Genomic DNA, 14,851 nt, shown 5'->3' with positions numbered 1-14,851 from the left:
GAAACGCAGGCGCCTATTCGCCCGCAAGCCAATCAGAGGTCCAGCGCGACGGCTGCCGGACGGCGAGCACCTTGTGCAGGGCGGGCAACAGGACCTTCAATTCGTCCTCCAGCGTATAGGGCGGATTGACCACTACCAGTCCGCTGCCGTCCAGGCTGGGCTCGTCCGAGCCGGGCCGTATCTCGAGGGCAATGTCGAGCAGCTTTGGAATGCCTGCCTCCTTTAGCGCCGCGCGGAAGGCTGTCACCGCCCTGCGATCCTTGATCGGATACCAGAGCGCGTAAATGCCGCCCGGCCAGCGCCGGTGCGCCTTGCGAAGCCCCTCGATGAGCCGGGAGAACTCGCCTTCCTCCTCGAAGGGCGGATCGATGAGCACCAAGCCGCGCTTTTCCTTCGGCGGCAGTTGCGCGCCCAGCGCCAGCCAGCCGTCGAGCTCGATCACCCTTGCCTGGAAATCGCCCTCGAAAACCGACTTGAGCCGCGCGGCATCCTCAGGGTGCAGCTCGATCGCCGTCAGCCGGTCCTGGTTGCGCAGGAGATGGCGAACGATCAGCGGCGAGCCGGGATAATGCTTGAGGCCGCCCTCGGGATTTTGCGCGCGCACCGCTTCCAGATAGGGCTGGAGCAGCGCCGCCGCCTGCGGTTCGAGCGTAGCCTCGGTGAGCCGGCCGATGCCACCCTGCCACTCGCCGGTCTTGCCGGCCTCGACCGAGGCAAGGTCATAGCGGCCAATGCCGGCATGGGTGTCGATGACTCGGAAGGCCTTGTCCTTCTGCTTGAGGTACTCGACGAGACGCGCAAGCACCGCATGCTTGACGACATCGGCGAAATTGCCGGCGTGGTAGGCGTGGCGATAATTCATGAGGACTTCACCTCGACGCACCGCCGCGGCCCCAGCGCGGCGGTGGCGGCTGCGAATTGGGATTTTGCGGATGGCCTCCGCCGCGGCGGCTGAAGACCAGCGACAGCACGAATCCGGCAACGCCAATACCCATCAGCGCATAGCCGGCCGGCTGCGCGCGTTCGTCGATCGAGCCGGTGCCGGCGCGCAGGACGAGATCGACCGCGCGCATGTCGATGCCGTCGGCATCGCCGGGGCCGACGGTGAAGAGGTAAGGACCGGGCGTGACCCTGTCGATAACGCCGGCCTCATCGCGAAATATCTTGTCGGGCAGTTGCGGGCTGGCTTGGCGCGGATTGTCAGTGTGGTTGAAGGAGAGCGCCGAGGCCAGCGCCGTACGTCCGCCGCTCGCCGCGGTCAGCGTCAGCACCGTGCGCTGCTGGCCGGCGACCCGCTCGGCCCGCGCAGTCAGGTCGACCAGCACCCGAACCGGCGCATCGCTTGCCTCGAGCTGCACGGTTACCGGCCGGAAACGGCCGCCCTCATAGGCGCGATAAGTGCCGATCGCATGGCCGGAAAAGTTGCTCATCGCCCAGGGATAGAAGATGCCGATGGCGGCGCCGGCGATGAGAAGAAGGACGGAGAGGAAGCGCATTCAAACCCTTGGTTGTTTTCTTCGGTCGGCGGCTGCCGCCCTTCTTACAAGCGGTTTTCGTCGCGGGCAGCTTCGCGGACCCGCTCCATCTCGTCCAGAAACATTTCCAGGCCAAGCTCGAATGTCTTGTCGAAGCCGGCGCTGCCAAAATAGGCCCCGGCCTTCACAACGCTCGGATAGTCGCGCGCCAGTTCCTCGTCGCTGACCGTGGTGACGGCCGAAGGTCCCTTGGCGTAGCCGGCCGTCTCGTCGAGGATCGCGCCCATCAGATAATAGCCGGCGGCGCGGAACAGGCGGGCGCTGAGCTCGGGCCCGAAGCCGCCATCTTCGAACAGGCCGATAATGGCGTTGAGCTTGGCAAGGCAGGGCGGCGAGTTCATGCGGTAGACGACGATGAAGGGCGCGAAGGCCGGGTGCTCGGTCGCGACACGGCGGAACTCCTGCATGCCGATGCGCGCTCGTTCGCGCCAGGGCAGGCTGTCGTCGGGAATGACGAGCCTGCTCATCTGGCGGTCGACCAGCGCCTCGTAGAGATGCGCCTGCGAGGGGAAGTGGTGATAGATGCTCATTGCCTCGCAGCCGAGCCTGGCGGCGAGCTTGCGCATCGAAAAGCCGGACAGCCCTTCCCGCTCGATCACCTCGAAGGCGGCGTCCTCGATCATCTCGCGGGAAAGCTTTCCGCGGGGTCGCTTTTTTTTGCTCGGTGCATCCATGGCGGCGCTTGACAACTTACACTGTAAGGTTCATCGTTGGCATACCTTACATCGTAAGGCTAACAAAAACCAGAGGAGAACATCATGTCAGTCATTCGCATCGTCTCAGCCGTGCATTCCTGCCTTCGTTCCGCCTCGCTCATCGCCGTCGCCGGCGTGTCTGCCGTGGCGTTCGCTTCCGCGCCTGCCCGGGCCGATGACTACGACGCCGCGCTGAAGGACATCCAGTCGACGATGGGCGGCGTGCCGAGCTTCGTCAAACAGTTCCCGAAAGCCGGTCTGCCCGGCGCGTGGGCCGAGGTCAAGGCCATCGAGCTCAGCGACAAGACGGTTCTGACGCCCAAGGAGAAGTCGCTGATCTCGTTGGCGGTCGCGGCGCAGATCCCCTGCAGCTACTGCATCTGGTCGGACACCGAGAACGCCAAGCGCGCCGGCGCCACCAATGAGGAGATCCAGGAAGCCGTCGCAATGGCAGCGCTGACGCGCCACTGGAGCACGATCTTCAACGGTATGCAGGTCGACTTCGACCAGTTCAAGAAGGAGATGGGCGGAGAGTAAGGTTCAGGCACAAGGTGCCCGAAGGTCACAAAATGGCCCGCAACGACGCGGGCCATTTTGTTGGCCACGCTCTGCCGCCCCACTTATCCATCGTCACGCGGGCCAGCGGGATGTCCGGCTGTAAGCCGTCTCGCCCTCTTGCGGCGACAGAAAAATCCGCGGAAGCTCCAAAACAGCTATCGCTAAAATAACCAGGTTTGCCATAATGAGCTTGGGCGGGCGGCTGATCATGATTCGAACATAAGCGCCACGCGCTTGAGGGGATTTGCTTCATGCTGATGGCTTATCGAGGCCTAAGCCGGCCCTGCCCCAACAACAATTTTCTGATGCCGATCAAGGCCCTGCCCCGTCTTTTTGTTTTGGGCGCGTTGCTGGCAACTTCCGGTTGCCAATACTTCAACTTCGGTCAGTCGACCTCATTCAACGTATCGCAAAGCGGCAGCGCTGCGTTGATCGACCTGAAGCCGAGCCGGCCCGCCCAGACAGGTAACCTGGCTCGCCCGGCTCCTGTTGTAAGCGCCAATCCTTACCTTGGGCACGCTGCTTTTGTTTGCGGCCCAAGCGGCTTCGGACAGCAGTCGCATTGCTTCGCCAGAAGTTCCGGGGCGGCCGCCGAGAACATCTAGAATCGGTGAGGCATTCTCGACCCGGCGTCATGACGGCGTTGCTTCGAGGCTTGAGGGATGACGCCCAAAGCTTCTTCCGACATGCTTCCGCAATTCGACGAATGCGGCACCGGCCAAAAAACGGTCCAAGGCAGCGCCTCACCGCTCGCGAGCCAGCAAGCAACCCCACGCGGTTAACCAATCGCAAAGGCGTGAGGTTAACGAAACGCTAATTTAGTTGACTACCCGGCCGACCGGTATATCTTTATACGTGTTGGGTGTGCAATTTGGGCGAGCAGTCTGCGGTGGTGGCAACCGACTCGTGGATCGCGATCTAGGGGCGTAAGGGACGCTTAGACGGCGAAGACAAGCCGTCGAGCAAACAGCCTCGCGAACTCAGAAAATTACTACGCACATCAGTGCAGGCGGTTCTGCATATGCGGAAGAATCGCCTTTGTGACCTGGTCGGGCAGTGCCCGTCCCGGAACGGTAGCGTGTGTGCGTACGAGGTTGCCATGAATAGGCTCATCAAAGTTCTTAAACCGGTTCGGTCGGGCCGAAAGGGTATCGATCGCGGCCGGGCCCTGGTCACCGGCGGAGCAGGATTCCTGGGTTCTCATTTGTGTGAGCGACTGCTTGCGGACGGCTATGAAGTCATCGCCCTGGACAATTTCCACACCGGCAAAAGGTACAATCTAGCCGGCATCGCGGGCGACGCCGCCTTCACCTGCATAAGCCACGACGTTGTCGATGCCTTGCCGACGGATCTCGCCGTCGACGAGATCTACAACCTTGCCTGCCCGGCGTCCCCGCCTCACTATCAGGCCGATCCGATCCACACGTTCAAGACCAGCGTGCTCGGGGCGATCAACCTTCTGGAACTCGCCCGGCGCCACAACGCCAAGATATTCCAGGCATCGACCTCCGAGGTCTACGGCGATCCGCTGGTGCATCCGCAGCCTGAAGGCTATTTCGGCAACGTCAACACGCACGGCCCGCGCGCCTGCTACGACGAGGGCAAGCGCTCGGCCGAAACGCTGTTCTTCGATTATGCGAGAACCTACGGCCTCGATATCCGGGTGGCGCGTATTTTCAACACCTATGGGCCGCGCATGCAGCCCGATGACGGTCGCGTGGTGTCCAATTTCATCGTCCAGGCGCTACGCGGGGACGATATCACCGTCTATGGCACCGGCACGCAGACGCGCTCCTTCTGCTATGTCGACGACCTCATCGAGGGGTTTGTGCGGCTGATGCGGTTGCCCGCGGCGCCGAACCATCCGGTCAACCTCGGAAACCCCGGCGAGTTCACCGTCATGGAACTGGCTGAGCTCGTCCTCGATTACACAAATTCCCGCTCGCGGATCGTGCACAGGCCGCTGCCGGTCGACGATCCCCGGCAACGCCGGCCCGACATCAGCTTCGCCGAGCAGCAGCTCGGCTGGAAGCCAAAGGTCGCGCTGAGCGAGGGGCTGGCCTACACCGCCGGCTATTTCGAAGCCCTGCTGGGCCGCCGGCAGTCCGGCACCTCGCGCGGCGACCATCTGTCCTCCGGCGGGGCTTTGGCGCTATGAGTGCCCGCCCCATCCTGGTGACGGGCGGCGCCGGCTTCATCGGCAGTCACGCCTGCAAGCAGCTGGCGGCGGCTGGCTACCTGCCGGTGGTCTACGACAATCTCAGCCGTGGCAACGAGAAGGCGGTGGCCTGGGGTCCGCTGGTGGCCGGCGATATCCGCGACCGCGGCGCGCTCGAGCGGGCCATCGCCAGCCACAGGCCGCAGGCGATCGTCCATTTCGCCGCGCTTGCCTATGTCGGGGAGTCGGTCAGCGACCCCGCGGATTATTATTCGGTCAATGTCGCCGGCACGATCGCCGTGCTCGAGGCCGCGCGGGCGAACGGCATCGGCAACATCATCTTCTCCTCCAGCTGCGCCACCTATGGCATGCCCGAGGCGTTGCCCGTGAGCGAGACTTCGCCTCAGAATCCAATCAGCCCTTATGGCCGCAGCAAGCTGATGGGCGAACAGATCATCAGGGACCATGCCGCGGCCTACGGCACGAAATACGCGATCCTGCGTTACTTCAACGCCTGCGGCGCCGACCCAGACGGCGAGCTTGGCGAATGGCACACGCCGGAAACCCATCTCATCCCCAGGGTGTTGATGGCGGCGTCCGGCATGATCGAGGCGATCGAGGTTTTCGGCACCGACTACGAAACCGCGGACGGCACCTGCGTGCGCGACTACGTCCATGTCAGCGATCTCGCCCGGGCGCATGTCAAGGCCCTGCAGCATCTCGAGGCCGGCGGCAAAAGCCTTGCGGTCAACCTTGGCAGCGGCCGCGGGGTCTCGATCAGGCAGATCATGGACGCGGTCGAGCGGATCACATCGCGGCCGGTTCCTGTCATGTACAAGGCGCGCCGCCCCGGTGATCCGGCAGGGCTTTTCGCCGACCCAAGCCTTGCCCGCGAACAGCTGGGCTTCGTGGCGCAACTTTCGGACATCGACACCATCGTTAGGACGGCCGCCCCCTTCTTCGGGCTCGGCCCGGCCTTGGTCAATCCCGGCGTTTCGGCCGCCGTGGCGCGAACGTCAATCAGAAACGCCGGCCCGCAAGGCCGGCGGTCGGCCCTGTGAGTAATGTGTCGGGGCGTGGGCTCGCTGAGTTCGGCTAAGGCCGGCTCAGCGAGCCTCCTATTCTTGCAGCCGTTTGCCTCAGCGCGGTCAGGACGACGGCCACGGCGAACCCGCCGAACCCGCTCACACTTTTCCTGGAATTGCTTCAGCTCTTGCTGTCGACCAGCTTGCGGGTCTCATCGAACTGCGCGCCCTTGGTGTTGCCCGCCTCGAACTTCTGGTGCTCGTCGGCGGGATCGTCCTTGGCGTGCTTGAAATCATACCAGGTACCGTCGGGATCCTTGCGCTGCTCGATGTTGCCCTTTTCGACACGATGGCTGTAGCAAGTACGCTTCGGCTTGGTGGAGTAGGTCTTGGACCGCCAGGCGAGTTCCATGCACATCTTGCCCTTTTCCGTCACCAGCCAGCGGCCCTCGCCGACGGCGGGCGAATCCTCCCCTTTCGTCCAGGCATGCAGGCGCCTGTCCATCCCGAAATAGGCGGCGCCGTTCTTCCAGTTCCAGGTCCGGTCGGCGTAGAGAAGCTGCAGCTCGAAAGCCGTCGGAGCAGTGTCGGGCTTGGCGGCGGCCTCGGCCGTCGCACTGTCCTTCGCCGGAGCCGCGCCGGCGGCGCCGCTAAAGGCAAGCTGGCCGCAGGCGACCAGCAGCGGAACCAGCCAGCCGCCTCTCGCAAGCCGATGGGGCGGGCTGAACTCAAGTCGACCCGGTTCGCATGGCGATGTGGTTTCAGCTGTCGTTCCAATGCCCGTACGCATATTGATGCCCCCCTCTCGACCCCGATGTGGTGAGGCCGAGGATCCATGATCTGGAAGATGTTTCTTCGGGCTTTCCGCGAGCCCTCACGATGCCCGAGCCCTGCCGGCCCCGATGGCGGGGCGATCAGCGCCCTTGAGCCTATTAACAGCCGCGAGCGGCGCGATGTCAACTCATTCCAAGTCTAAGTGAACACCCCAAGCCATTAGCCGGCCACGAATACAATCTTGTGATGTTGCGATACTGTTTGGCGATGCGCTGCCCCAAAACAACTTCGACGGGAGGGCCGACGCTAGAAGAAAGGTGACGAGCAGGATATGGCGTCCGCCGGGCAGAGCCTGGCTTCGCGTGCTGTCCGCCTGCATTGACCGGCAGTTCGTCGAATATCATGACGGGGTGATCGACCACCTCGACAAGACCGCGACCATGCTTGTGGATTCGGGTACGATGCTGGTCTATAGGATCACCCGCCCGTGACGGCGCGCCCGGTCGAGCCGCGCCGGCGAAGCGATCCGCGGGTAAAGGCCTGAATTGTCGAACCACCGGATAAGCCGCTCCAACGTGGCGGTGGCGCCATCGGAGAATTGGTTGAAGCGAGCGATATCGATAATCGTTACTCTGGCGCTGCTGGCATGGCTTGCCAGCGACCAGCGCTGGAAGATGGTCGGCGATGCGTTCGCCTCCATCACGCCCGGCGCTTTCGTGGCGGTCGCGGCGGCGCTGTTCGTCACCTATGTGCTGAGGGCGCTGCGCGTCTGCGATGAGTTCCGCGACGATGTGAACGGCCGCTTCGGCGCAACGCTGCGCATCATCCTGATCCACAATGCGATGATCAACATTGTACCGTTCCGCGGCGGCGAGACGGCCTTTCCGATCCTGTTGCGCCAGGTGTTCGGCGTTTCCATCGTGCGCGCCGGCGCCTCTCTTCTCTGGTTCAGGCTACAGGACGCCTTCGTCGTCGGCGTGCTGGCCTGCCTTGTCTGGCCGGGCCTGCATCCGGCGCTGAGGGTCACCGGCATCGCGGCGCTTATCGCCGCCGCATGGTACCTGCCGCGCTGGGCACGCGCGCCGCACAACTGGACGGCCGGCGGCGGGATCGTCTCGAAATTCGGCAAATTGCGCGACATCTTCACCGAGGCGACGGGGCGCTCGCGCTTTGGCTGGTGGTGGACGATCGCCAACTGGGCGCTGAAGCTGGGCGTTCAGGGCTGGCTGCTCGCCATGCTGCTCAACACCTCGTTCCAGACCGCCTTTCCCGGCGCCGTTGGCGCGGAAGCCGCCGCCATCCTGCCGGTGCAAGGCGTCGCCGGCTTCGGCACCTATGAGGCGGGCGCCGCCGCGGCGCTGCTTTATTCCGGCATCGCCATGAAGGACGGCCTGCAGGCGGCGCTTGCGCTGCATCTCTTCATCCTGTGCTCGGCGGTCGCAACCGGTGCGATCGCCTGGCTGTTCCCCTCGAAACCGACGCTGCCGGAAACCCCGGCGGCGGGACCGGTAAGGAAATGACCGCCATGAACGTGCTTCCCATCCCCGCATCGGGACTGCCCGAGGGCGCCGTCATGCCCGAGCACAAGCTCTCCATCGTCATCCCGATGTACAACGAGGCCGACAATGTCGAGCCGCTGCTCGTCCGCATCCACCAGGCGATGGAAAACTACAGCCAGCCGTGGGAAGTGGTGCTGGTCGACGATGGCAGCACCGACGCCACCCCCGCCGAGATCCGCCGGCTGGCGGCGCAATACGGGCCGCATGTGCATGGCGTTGAACTGGTGCGCAACTACAAGCAGACTGCCGCCATGCAGGCCGGCCTCGACGCCGCGCGCGGCGACGTCATCGCGACGCTCGACGGCGACCTGCAGAACGACCCCTTCGACATCCCGCGCATGGTCTACCGCCTGCTGGCTGAGGATCTCGACCTCGTCGCCGGCTGGCGCAAGAACCGCCAGGAGGGGTTCTGGATGCGCCGCCTGCCCTCGCGCATCGCCAACAGGCTGATCGCGCGCGTCACCGGCGTGCGGCTGAACGATTACGGCTGCAGCCTGAAGGTGTTCCGTGGCAGCGTCATCCGCAGCGTGCGCCTCTATGGCGAGATGCATCGCTTCATCCCGGCGTGGCTCGCGACAGTGACGACGCCGCGCCGCATCTCCGAGGAGGTGGTGACGCATCACGCCCGCATCCACGGCCAGTCGAAATATGGCATCTCGCGTACCTTCCGCGTCGTGCTCGACCTCGTCTTCATGTTCTTCTTCATGCGCTACCGAACCAGGCCCGGCCATTTCTTCGGCGGCATCGGTATCGTGCTCGGCATCATCGGTTCGCTGATCCTCGCCTACCTTTTTGCGATCAAGGTGTTCTGGGGGCAGGCTATCGGCACGCGGCCGATGCTCATCACCGGCTTCTTCCTGGTGATTGCCGGGCTGCAGGCAGTTACGTCGGGGGTGCTGGCCGAAATGCTGTCCCGCATCTATCTCGAAGCCAATGGCACGCTTGCCTATGTGGCGCGGCCGCAGCCCGCCCCTGGCGAAGGCGACGGCTGGCAATGGCCGAGCAAGCCGGCTGTTGTCGAAAAGCCGAAGGCGCGCCGGAAGTAATCCCGCTGGCGTCCGTCGGTCGGAACCGCGACGGGCGGGCGATCGAAGGGCAAGAGGCAGCGCGCCTTCAGCGCGCAAATGCCCTCTTGCCCCGCGATCACGCCCCCCGGCGACGGATTGGGCAGGTCAGCGCGCCCGGCAAGCCGAGCGCTGGCCGAAGCCACTCGGGCCGCAGATCCACGGCGAATGGCCAAGCAGCGGACCGACACTGCCCAGGCTGTAGGAAACCTTGAGCGGCGCCGACATGTGCAGGCGCTCCGGGCGCACGAAAGCCGCGTAGGCTTCTTCCCTGACGCGCGTCACTCTGGTCATGCGCGTCATCGGCTTGCGATTGACCACATGCAGCTGCCTGTTCCTGACGTGGTGCATCTTCTTGCCGAGTTGCTCCGTCGCCGGCTTGACGCTCAGCGAGCCGGTTTTCATCGTATCCATGCTCTGGCAGCCCGACACCATCGAGACCAGTGCGACAGCCGCAAGCGCGACGGCGTATCTCTTGCCGATGGCCGCTGCTTCATTCATGAAATCGTTCATCGTTGTCCCCTGCCACGAAATACGCGTTGTTTTTGGCGCGGATATATTTTCTCTTTCCTTGGCTTCCGCGCCCCGCTAACGGCTGACCGCCATCCACATCGTGGCTAATATTAGATTGAACTTATTAAAATTCGTGCAAACGAGATGATGAGCGCGGTCTTTCAACACCGCGTCGCATGTGATTAAAACTTGAACTATTGCGATGACGCCAGTTCGGCGGAACAACGCACGACGATATACGGTTCGGCACCTGGCTTCAGGAAACGTCCGATGCCTCTGCGTCCAGAGCCGCGTTTTAGCCGCACCCCTCGATAATCGGACCGTTGAACCACAACGAGCCGTTGCCGTAGAGGCTCACTCCCGTGTCGTCGATGGAGCCCGCCTCTTTCTCTTCAACACGGAACTTGACGCTGGACTGAAGTTGTCCGTTTACTTTGATATCTTTGATAAATACGTTTCGGTCGCCACCTTTTCCGTCACCCGCCCAAAGGTCGTTCACGAAGCGGAGCTCGATCCTCTGCGGATCCGGCACACTGCCGATATCGACCTTGAACCGCGTGGTCTGTGCCGTCACTGACTGCAGTTCGGCAATGATACCCTTGGGGGTCGAAGCGACGCTCTCCCTACCGGGAATGTCGTAGCGGCCAACCGATTTGCCGTTGACCAGGACCTCGATTGTCGGCAGTCCTTGATAGCTGGTGCCGGCAGCGTCGAACTCAAGGTTGGTGGCGGTGCAACCTGGCGGATTCTTCTTTTGCAACGCTACCATTTCAGCGATGCGTCGCCTCTGCGACTGGACCCATTGCGCGATTGGCTGGATAAGGGCATCGTGGGCTTCCGGATCGCCGCCAACGAGGTTGGACTTCTCCGCGGGATCCGCCTTAAGGTCATATTGCTCCAGCTTTCCGGTGGTCGAATTGAAGAGGACCTTCCGGTCACCCTGCCGGTAACCGAACTGGTATCCATTCCATGGTGCGAAAAAGAACGTCCTATCTGGTCGCTGTTCGCTGAACAGGCTGCGGCCCTGCCAAGACTTCGGAAGCGGTTGGCCAAGGACGTCGAGGATGGTGGGCGCTACGTCGACGATTCCGCCTATCGAATGGTCGACGTCGTCGTGGAACAGATGCCTGTTGATCAGAATAAGCGGAATATGGACGTTTTCATCATAAAGAGCGCTGGCGTGAACATACGTGCCGTGCTCGCCAAAAGCTTCGCCGTGATCGCCCAAAACAACGACGAGCGTCGAATCCAGCCTACCTGACCGCTTGAGTGAATCGAGGACCTTTCCCAGCGCTGCGTCACCGATACTCAAGGCGTTGAGATAAGCGTTAAACTTCTCGTCACCCGAGTAGTGCGTCTCGTTGCCGGTTGCCGACGACGAGGCATGAGCCGAGAACATTGGATTGTTGACGATGTACGGATAATGGGTCATCGCCGTAAACATGATACCGAAGAAAGGCTTTTCTGGATCGGCGTTCATCCAGTCAGAAATCGACTGCGCGGAGCAGAAATCGCTGATGTAATCGAAATTCTTCCATTCCTTGGTGCTGAGCTTGAACGTGGGTTCGGCACACTTCTGGCCCCTGAAATCCTGGACCACATCCAGACCCTTGTTGAGCAGGAATTCATCCACGCGTTGGAAGCGCGAATCCGCACTCCAGAAGAAGGCCGTGCGAAATCCGCGCTCCGACAATATATTGGATATTGAATCGAGCCGTAGATACGGGTGACTGTAGGTCATCCCGTAATATGAGATGTCGTTGTACATAGAACTGAAGAGTGAGAACAACGTGTAGTTCGTCGAAGGCGCATTCGCATAGATGTTGTCGAAACGGATTGAACTGCCCGCGTAGCTCTTGATGGTCGGCGTAACTGGGTATTTGCCGCCGAAGGTCTCGACATACCGCGCAGGCACCGACTCCATCATGAATATCAGAACATTCTTGATCGGATTCGGCGAAGGTGCCTTGAACCGCGACGTTTCGGGAGAACGTTCGCCGACCGTGGCGACATCGGTTTCGTCGGCATTCGTCTTCATCGTGAGGACGACCGGCGTCTCATTGAACATGGCCGATTCGGCGAAATGGATGATCGGGTTCTCGATCTTGGCCGTCGGCAGGGCTTCCGCCCTTACGTAGGATCGTGTGCCATAGAGCACGATACCGAAACATACCACGACCGCCGCCAGAACGACGCGGTGGGTCATGGGCCCAAGGCTCAGCGAGAGCCTGGCGGCCGCCTGCCCTAGCGCAAGCACCAAGAACGCTGAGGCGGAGATGATCAAGAGATCGAACAGGTTGAATGCATCGCCCATTGCATTCTTGGCGTCCTCGTTTTGGAGGAAATCGCCATAGACCAGCCACAGAAAGGTGAACGGTTCGCCTAGTATCTTGACCAGATTGATGTTTGCGAACCCCCAGCAGATCGACACAACCAACGTGATGTAGAACAGTGTAAGGACAGCGCCAGTTGCCCACCGGCTAACCTTCAAGGCAAAAAGGAACAACAGCGTGACTGCGGCCAGGCTCGCGAGAAAACCTGATCGTAGTAGCTTGAGGCTATCCCGAGAGGCACCGCCTTCAGGAACCCTTGAAGTGTTGTCTGCGGGTCGACGACGCTGCTCCGGAAAGCACTGAGAAGCAGCCACGCAAACAGTCCGGTGAAGACCACGATCGACCCTGCGCGGGCGAAGTGCATGTTATTTGGGGAGGGGATGCGCATTTTCATTGGGACTTCGTACAGCGATCTACCTAGGATTATTGTCCCAGCCCGGGTCGAAGTAGAACTTGCGCGAGCCGATGTCGCCCATGCCGGCGCCGGAAATCACATAGGCGATCCGGACGACGCGAAGGCCGCCGGCCCCCTGCTGCAGCCCGTAGAGACCCTCGAGCCCGCGATCGTAGAAACCAGCGAGCGGGACACCGAGCGCGATCAGCGCAAGGGAAGCATGCAGGGCGAATTTCGCGGCGTTGGCGCGCAGTGAAATCCTGTTCTCGCGAACGTGCCTGGCAATGATCACCACGACAAGAAGGCCATAAAGGAAAGCGTTGAAGGCGGCGAACCAGTAGAAGCCCGTGGCGTCGAACGGATGCTTGACCAGCAGCACCGGCAGAGCCGCGCCAATCGCCAGCGCGACATAAGGCGCGAAGGCGCGTGCGGGCAGGAGATGCTTCGGGCCGCTGCCCTTCGGCGTGACCCGGAAGTCGACGAATGATTTTGTAACGTAATCGCGCACGGCCGACAGCGTTCCCCACAAAACCCAGGGCCAGCGCGCGAAGAAAAGGAACAGCGTGCCTTCCCAGCTCAGCGTCTTCGCCGTCATCGGCCGCGACAGGCCGAAGGCCTTGAGCATGACCACCAGCCCGACCAGCGCCACCGAATTCGGCGCATAGTAGAGGACGAATTCGGCGAACATGACGTTGGCGAAATTGCGCCCGGTGGCCAGCGCATAGATCGGCATCACATACATCATCAGCGCAAAGACCGCGAACAGCGGGTACCAGAGCTGGCAGAACAGGAACTGGAACTTCAGCCGCGGTGTCAGCTTGCCGAAATATCTCGGCGTGTATTCGAGCAGGATCGTCACCAGGCTGCGCGACCACTGGAACTCCTGGGTGACGAGATCGGCGAAGGTCTGCGGGCCATCGCCATTGGCGATGGCATCTATGGCGTGCACGCCGCGCCACCCGGCCGCGTTGATTAGCATCGAGGTAGAATGATCCTCGGCCAGCTCCGGGCCAAGGCCGCCCGCCTCGCGCAACGCCCGCGTCCTGACGGCGTAGTGCGAACCTATGCAGAGCGGCGCGCCGCCGCCTGTGTGGCCGGACTGCAAGGGACCGTGGAACATGCCTTCCGGGAACAGGCGGCCACGGGCCGCCCAGCTTTCGTCGGCATTGTTGTCGCAGATGCTAGGCGCCGAGACATAGCCTACGCCGGGATCGGCGAACGGATAGAGGATTTCCCTCAGATAGGTCGGTGACGGCACATGATCGGCGTCCATCTGAGCGACGAAGTCGTAGCGCTCGTAGCCATAGTGGTCGTAAAAGAAGGCCAGATTGCCTTCCTTGCAGCGCGTGCGGCGCGGCCAGGTCTTGCGGTGGTAGTCCTCGCGGCCGCGCCTGGTCGAAATCAGCACGCCATGGGCGTCGCACCAGCGAATCGTCGCCTCGGTCGGATCCTCGTCGGCAAGCCAGGTGTCGTGCGGATAGTCCTGCGCCAGCATCGCCTCCAATGTGCGCTGCACCACGGAGAAAGGCTCCGACGGCGCCTTGGTGACCACCATGGCGACGCGCGAGCGCTTCGGGATCGTGTGCAGCTTCGACGACTTCCTCGAGGCATGAACGTTGAGCAGGAAATACATCGGCATCAAGGTCAGCCAGGCCAGCACGATTGTAGCGAAGGCAAAGGGCCCGACATGATCGATATGCTCGGGCCGCAGCCACCACGACCAGAAGACAGCCAGGGTGAGGAACCAAGAAGCGAGGCCAAGCCGCAAGATCAATTGCTGGCGCGCCGTGAGCACCGGCACGAGATAAGGACCCTTCGGGCCATGGCCGGTCCAAACCGCGTCAGCCTTGCCCATTGACGTCGTTTTGCCGCCGACGACGTCGGCATCCCCAGATACGCCCATACTACCCGCCCTGCCCGCCCGGCTAAGCCGGTCGAACGCATTCATCCCGCTACAGAATCAGTTTTGGCTAATGCAGAGTCAACAAAATTAGGCCTTCGTTAACCATAGTTGTTGGGAACTGGTTAACCAGCTACGGCTCCGCGACCTTCACCGGTCGGGGCGCGACGCAATGCCGGCTGCTCGGGGCAAGCGCCCCCATCCGTCCCGGTTAACCATGTCGGTGGCAATAAGGTTAAGTAACGGTTAATTGCGCTTGACTCTCACCGAGCATAGGCTCTTATATAAGAGAGGGTTAATATCGTAATGTTGACGCGAATTTGTGAGTATCGCGGCGACCTCG

General features: G+C 62.1%; 14 protein-coding genes. 7 read left to right on the top strand and 7 right to left on the bottom strand.

Going from position 1 to position 14,851, the window contains the following annotated elements:
• Window positions 1-13: 13 nt before the first annotated feature.
• Genes P9272_RS21990 through P9272_RS21980 form a run of 3 tightly spaced genes read right to left on the bottom strand, consistent with a single transcriptional unit; the run spans window position 14 to window position 2,158 of the window.
• Window positions 14-862 carry a 23S rRNA (adenine(2030)-N(6))-methyltransferase RlmJ gene (locus tag P9272_RS21990; protein WP_278162160.1) on the bottom strand — a complete coding sequence of 283 codons (849 nt, stop codon included), beginning with the start codon at window positions 860-862 and terminating at the stop codon, window positions 14-16.
• A 7-nt stretch (window positions 863-869) separates the two neighbouring features.
• The gene (locus P9272_RS21985) at window positions 870-1,496 is read right to left on the bottom strand and encodes a hypothetical protein (protein WP_278162159.1); all 627 of its coding nucleotides are present in this window, start codon (window positions 1,494-1,496) and stop codon (window positions 870-872) included.
• 44 nt (window positions 1,497-1,540) lie between these two features.
• Entirely contained in the window at window positions 1,541-2,158 is a 618-nt protein-coding gene (locus tag P9272_RS21980; protein WP_278162158.1) for a TetR/AcrR family transcriptional regulator, read from the bottom strand.
• A 135-nt stretch (window positions 2,159-2,293) separates the two neighbouring features.
• Here P9272_RS21980 and P9272_RS21975 point away from each other — a divergent pair, with 135 nt between their 5' ends.
• The 4 genes from P9272_RS21975 (at window position 2,294) to galE (ending at window position 6,007) form a co-directional block, all read left to right on the top strand.
• Complete coding sequence (locus P9272_RS21975) at window positions 2,294-2,767, top strand: carboxymuconolactone decarboxylase family protein (RefSeq protein ID WP_278162157.1); 474 nt, start codon at window positions 2,294-2,296, stop codon at window positions 2,765-2,767.
• 272 nt (window positions 2,768-3,039) lie between these two features.
• Window positions 3,040-3,393 carry a hypothetical protein gene (locus P9272_RS21970; protein ID WP_278162156.1) on the top strand — a complete coding sequence of 118 codons (354 nt, stop codon included), beginning with the start codon at window positions 3,040-3,042 and terminating at the stop codon, window positions 3,391-3,393.
• A gap of 494 nt (window positions 3,394-3,887) precedes the next feature.
• Window positions 3,888-4,946 carry a UDP-glucuronic acid decarboxylase family protein gene (locus tag P9272_RS21965; RefSeq protein WP_278162155.1) on the top strand — a complete coding sequence of 353 codons (1,059 nt, stop codon included), beginning with the start codon at window positions 3,888-3,890 and terminating at the stop codon, window positions 4,944-4,946.
• On the top strand, window positions 4,943-6,007 hold the full coding sequence (gene galE / locus P9272_RS21960; protein WP_278162154.1) for a UDP-glucose 4-epimerase GalE: 1,065 nt from the start codon (window positions 4,943-4,945) through the stop codon (window positions 6,005-6,007). Before P9272_RS21965 ends, galE begins: the two co-directional genes overlap by 4 nt.
• Before the next feature lie 145 nt (window positions 6,008-6,152).
• On the opposite strand, the gene P9272_RS21955 is transcribed toward galE, so the two are convergent.
• Entirely contained in the window at window positions 6,153-6,761 is a 609-nt protein-coding gene (locus P9272_RS21955) for a DUF995 domain-containing protein (protein ID WP_128257702.1), read from the bottom strand.
• Between the two features lie 301 nt (window positions 6,762-7,062).
• On the opposite strand from P9272_RS21955, the gene P9272_RS21950 reads away from it, so the two are divergent.
• From P9272_RS21950 to P9272_RS21940, 3 genes are all read left to right on the top strand, one after another.
• Window positions 7,063-7,236, top strand: coding sequence for a hypothetical protein (locus P9272_RS21950; RefSeq protein WP_278162213.1), 174 nt, complete (start codon window positions 7,063-7,065; stop codon window positions 7,234-7,236).
• Window positions 7,237-7,347: 111 nt separating this feature from the next.
• Window positions 7,348-8,265 carry a lysylphosphatidylglycerol synthase domain-containing protein gene (locus tag P9272_RS21945; RefSeq protein ID WP_278162152.1) on the top strand — a complete coding sequence of 306 codons (918 nt, stop codon included), beginning with the start codon at window positions 7,348-7,350 and terminating at the stop codon, window positions 8,263-8,265.
• Between the two features lie 5 nt (window positions 8,266-8,270).
• A complete protein-coding gene (locus P9272_RS21940; RefSeq protein ID WP_278162151.1) occupies window positions 8,271-9,350 on the top strand; it encodes a glycosyltransferase family 2 protein in 1,080 nt (359 codons plus the stop codon).
• Window positions 9,351-9,476: 126 nt separating this feature from the next.
• On the opposite strand, the gene P9272_RS21935 is transcribed toward P9272_RS21940, so the two are convergent.
• The 3 genes from P9272_RS21935 to P9272_RS21925 form a co-directional block, all read right to left on the bottom strand.
• Window positions 9,477-9,881 (bottom strand): hypothetical protein, encoded by a 405-nt coding sequence (locus P9272_RS21935; protein ID WP_278162150.1) that lies wholly within the window; start codon window positions 9,879-9,881, stop codon window positions 9,477-9,479.
• Between the two features lie 295 nt (window positions 9,882-10,176).
• A complete protein-coding gene (locus P9272_RS21930) occupies window positions 10,177-12,528 on the bottom strand; it encodes a sulfatase-like hydrolase/transferase (RefSeq protein ID WP_278162149.1) in 2,352 nt (783 codons plus the stop codon).
• Window positions 12,529-12,627: 99 nt separating this feature from the next.
• Complete coding sequence (locus tag P9272_RS21925; RefSeq protein ID WP_278162208.1) at window positions 12,628-14,463, bottom strand: glycosyltransferase family 2 protein; 1,836 nt, start codon at window positions 14,461-14,463, stop codon at window positions 12,628-12,630.
• Window positions 14,464-14,851 lie beyond the last annotated feature (388 nt).

The organism is Mesorhizobium sp. WSM4976, assembly GCF_029625685.1.
Taxonomy (GTDB): domain Bacteria; phylum Pseudomonadota; class Alphaproteobacteria; order Rhizobiales; family Rhizobiaceae; genus Mesorhizobium.
Note: the sequence above shows the minus strand (reverse complement) of the source record. Positions and strands in the feature narration are given on the sequence as shown.

Coding starts and splice junctions, on each gene's coding strand:
- P9272_RS21990 (WP_278162160.1), bottom strand. CDS start 862: ATGAATTATCGCCACGCCTACCACGCCGGCAATTTCGCCGATGTCGTC.
- P9272_RS21985 (WP_278162159.1), bottom strand. CDS start 1,496: ATGCGCTTCCTCTCCGTCCTTCTTCTCATCGCCGGCGCCGCCATCGGC.
- P9272_RS21980 (WP_278162158.1), bottom strand. CDS start 2,158: ATGATCGAGGACGCCGCCTTCGAGGTGATCGAGCGGGAAGGGCTGTCC.
- P9272_RS21975 (WP_278162157.1), top strand. CDS start 2,294: ATGTCAGTCATTCGCATCGTCTCAGCCGTGCATTCCTGCCTTCGTTCC.
- P9272_RS21970 (WP_278162156.1), top strand. CDS start 3,040: ATGCTGATGGCTTATCGAGGCCTAAGCCGGCCCTGCCCCAACAACAAT.
- P9272_RS21965 (WP_278162155.1), top strand. CDS start 3,888: ATGAATAGGCTCATCAAAGTTCTTAAACCGGTTCGGTCGGGCCGAAAG.
- galE (WP_278162154.1), top strand. CDS start 4,943: ATGAGTGCCCGCCCCATCCTGGTGACGGGCGGCGCCGGCTTCATCGGC.
- P9272_RS21955 (WP_128257702.1), bottom strand. CDS start 6,761: ATGCGTACGGGCATTGGAACGACAGCTGAAACCACATCGCCATGCGAA.
- P9272_RS21940 (WP_278162151.1), top strand. CDS start 8,271: ATGAACGTGCTTCCCATCCCCGCATCGGGACTGCCCGAGGGCGCCGTC.
- P9272_RS21935 (WP_278162150.1), bottom strand. CDS start 9,881: ATGAACGATTTCATGAATGAAGCAGCGGCCATCGGCAAGAGATACGCC.
- P9272_RS21925 (WP_278162208.1), bottom strand. CDS start 14,463: ATGGGCAAGGCTGACGCGGTTTGGACCGGCCATGGCCCGAAGGGTCCT.